Here is a 3168-nt window from a genome sequence, read left to right as displayed (position 1 = left end):
GCCGAGAACAGCACCGCGCCGCGGCTCTCCGCGTCCGCGGTGCGGTCCCAGGCGGCCAGCACCTCGGCGGCGCGGACGGCGGCCGGCACCCCGGACGCCCGCGCGGCGGGGACCAGCTCGTCCAGCACCCGGTCGGCCAGGAGCATGCGGTTGGAGTGGCGCATCTCCAGCAGCTCGGCGAAGGTGATGCTGCTGTCGGCCGCGAGCATCTGCAGGGCGCGCTGCTCGCGGAACAGTAGCGACCGCGGCGCCACGTAGGCCGGGAAGCGCGCCGGGTCCAGCGGGGAGGGGAGCGTGGCGAACCAGGGCGGCGAGTTGGAGTTCTGCACGAAGCCGCTGGCGGGGTCCACGATGCGGGGGAGCTCGTCGTAGCCCAGCACGCCCGTCCACAGCGTGGCCGAGGTGTCGCCGCGCACCGCCGTCTGCCAGGAGGCGAAGTCGCCGGAGGGGCGCCGGGGGATCCGCCCGCCGAAGAGGTAGAGGATGTGCCCCTCACGGTCCGCGTAGATCACGTTGAACATGGGGAGCTGCATCCGCCGCAGCGCCGCCTCGAACTCGGCCAGGCTGCGGGCGCGCCCCATCTCCAGCATCTGCCCCGCCAGCCCGCCCGCCTCCAGAGAGGTGGTCCGCAGCGCGACCGCCGAGGTGTCGTCCATGCGGATCACCGGCCCGTGGACCGAGCGCCGCACCACGAGCTCCTCCTCGCGCACGCTCCCGTCCGCCCCCTTCACCCGCAGCGCCTGCCGCGACGTCTCGAACGGGCGCACCCCGCCGTCGAAGCGGTAGCCGCCCGGCGCCAGCCGGAGCGCGTAGGCGTCCAGAGCGTCGATGGTGTTGACGGTGTGCGTCCAGCCCAGGTGGTCGTTGAAGCCGATGGTGATCGCCGGCAGGCCGATCAGCGCCGCACCGTACACGCTGGTCCCGGGGGAGACCAGGTGCGCCTCGTAGAAGAGCTGCAGGTCGTCCGACCAGGACAGGTGCGGGTTCTGGAGGAGCAGGGCGTTGCCGCTGGCGGAGCGCGACGGGGCGATGGCCCAGCCGTTGGAGCCCGGCCGGCGCTCCGGGGGGAACCCGTCCAGCCCCACCGGCGGCGGCTGGTTCCCGGTGATGGAGACGAACGCGAACATCGCCCGGTGCTGGTGCCGGAGCAGGTCCTCGGGCGTGACGGGGAGCACCACCTCCAGCGAGTCCGTGATGCGCTCCGGGTGGGCGCGCGCGTAGGCGTTGACGCCGTCCGCGAACGCCTGGAGGTAGCGGCGCAGCTCCGGCGGCTGGGCGGCCAGGTCGCGCTCCCCCTGCTCCGGGATCCCCATGGTGCGCATCAGCCGGTCCGAGGCCAGGTAGCGCTCGCCCCAGTACTCGGCGCCGCGCCCGCGGGCCAGCCCGTAGAGCATGAGCACCTTGTCGCCGTGGCTGTGGGCCTGCGCCCAGCCGAAGCCGTGGCCCAGCTCCTCGTCGCTCGCGGCGAAGACGTGCGGCACGCCCCAGCGGTCCCACAGGATCTCGGAGGCTCCCGGGGACGGGGCGGCGGGCGGGGCCGCGCAGCCGGCCGACAGGACGAGGAGGGCCGCGCCGAGCAGGCGCAGCGCCGGGAAGGGGCGCGGTGTCATGGTCCGGACTTCGGGGGAGGAGGGGCCGCGGGCCGCCGCGGCACGGAAGGCGGGAATCGATAGCTCCCGCGGCGGCGAAGCGCAACGGGGGCGCCGCCGCGGGAACGGGGCTACTCCGTCTCCCCCTCCTCCTCGAACATGGGGCTAACCTCCCGCCACAGCTCCTCCACCCGGCTCCGGAGCTGCCGCACCCGCTCCTCCTCCGCGGACTCGTCCTCCAGGTAGTAGCGCGCCGCGCTCAGGGCGCTGTACGCCCGCCAGAGCGCCCGGGAGGCCGGGTTGCGCTTGCCGCGGGGGCGCTTCTCGTCGCGCAGGCGGGCCAGCATCCACTCCGAGAGCTCGTCGTCCACCAGGAGGACGGCGCCGTCCTGCTTCGCCTCCCCCTCCACGAACTCCTGCAGCTTCCTGCGGAACGAGCGGGGCACGCCGGCCACCACGTACAGCGACAGGTCGTCACGCTCCAGGATCTCGGCCATGCGGGTCTCCTCCGGCATCCGGTTCGGGCGAACACGCATCTTGCCGCGCCGGGGCGGCAAGATGCAGACCGGAGGGAGCGCGCCGCCTCAGTAGAAGCGGTACAGCTCCACCCGGTCGCTGCCGACCTGCGTCCCCTCCAGGCGCACGTTGTCGCCGGTCCGCAGCCGGTTGAACCGGTCCACGGTGGTACTGCCCGGGTTGTACGGGAGCGTCACCGTCACGCCGCCATAGCTCGTCTGGAGCTGGAACCAGCCGCGCTGCCGGTCGATCTGCCCCACCCTCCCGGTGAACTGCTGCATCTGCCCGCTCGCGCCGGCCTGGCCCGTACGCTCCTGCACGGACTGCTGCACGTCGATCCGGCTGGCGTAGGGGTTCCCCTGCCGGGACTGCTGGACCTGGATGGCGACCACGTCGCCGCGCTCCAGGTTGGTGACCTGGTACTGCCGCTGCTGGTAGATCACGAGCGTGTTCTGGTCGTACTGGAGGGCGCCGGTGCGCCCGTCCTGCGTGCGGACCTGGATGAGCTGCTGCCGGGTGTCCACCCCCTGGACCTCCGCGACGACCTGGCCCTGCTGCGAGCCGCTGCCGGGCATCCCGGCGGCGCCGCCCAGGATGTCGCCGAGCGCGCCGAGGTTGGCACCGGCGCAACCGGAGGCGGCGAGGACCGCGATCAGAAAGGCCGCCCTGCGGCCGAAAGCAAGCAAGCGCATGGTGGCTCCGGGGCAAAGGGTTCCGTAACGGGAGCGGCACCGCTCCGCCCGGATCCAGGCAAGAGCGGTGCCGCATCGTACGCATCCGCTTGTTCGGAAAGGAGATAACCCACCCCCTGCGGGTCTCGCGCGGCCTACCCCAGCCCGCCGCCGCCGCCCGCGTCCGAGCCGCCGCTGCTGGTCCCCCGGTCCCCGGCGACCCCCGGCGTGCCGGAGCCGTTGCGGTCCTGGTCCATCTCGTCCTCCGGTCGTTCGGGTTCCTTCGCTGAGGGGCGTGTCCTGCCGCAAGAGCCCCGCCAGCGTCCCCGCGGTTTGCCACCGGCGCACCGAAGGAACAGATTCCTGGAGGTCCGGGTTACACCCCGTCCGGG

The 3168-nt window shown here is 73.5% G+C and carries 3 protein-coding genes; all 3 read right to left on the bottom strand.

Annotated elements, in window-relative coordinates; translation table 11 throughout:
* Positions 1 to 1610: acylase (locus VGR37_17570; GenBank protein ID HEV2149215.1), on the bottom strand; the 1610-nt coding region annotated here is incomplete at its 3' end.
* A gap of 110 nt (positions 1611 to 1720) precedes the next feature.
* The gene (locus tag VGR37_17565; GenBank protein HEV2149214.1) at positions 1721 to 2086 is read right to left on the bottom strand and encodes a hypothetical protein; all 366 of its coding nucleotides are present in this window, start codon (positions 2084 to 2086) and stop codon (positions 1721 to 1723) included.
* A gap of 87 nt (positions 2087 to 2173) precedes the next feature.
* The gene (locus tag VGR37_17560; protein ID HEV2149213.1) at positions 2174 to 2797 is read right to left on the bottom strand and encodes a hypothetical protein; all 624 of its coding nucleotides are present in this window, start codon (positions 2795 to 2797) and stop codon (positions 2174 to 2176) included.
* Positions 2798 to 3168 lie beyond the last annotated feature (371 nt).

It is taken from the genome of Longimicrobiaceae bacterium, assembly GCA_035936415.1.
Classification (GTDB): Bacteria; Gemmatimonadota; Gemmatimonadetes; order Longimicrobiales; family Longimicrobiaceae; genus JAFAYN01.
Note: the sequence above shows the minus strand (reverse complement) of the source record. Positions and strands in the feature narration are given on the sequence as shown.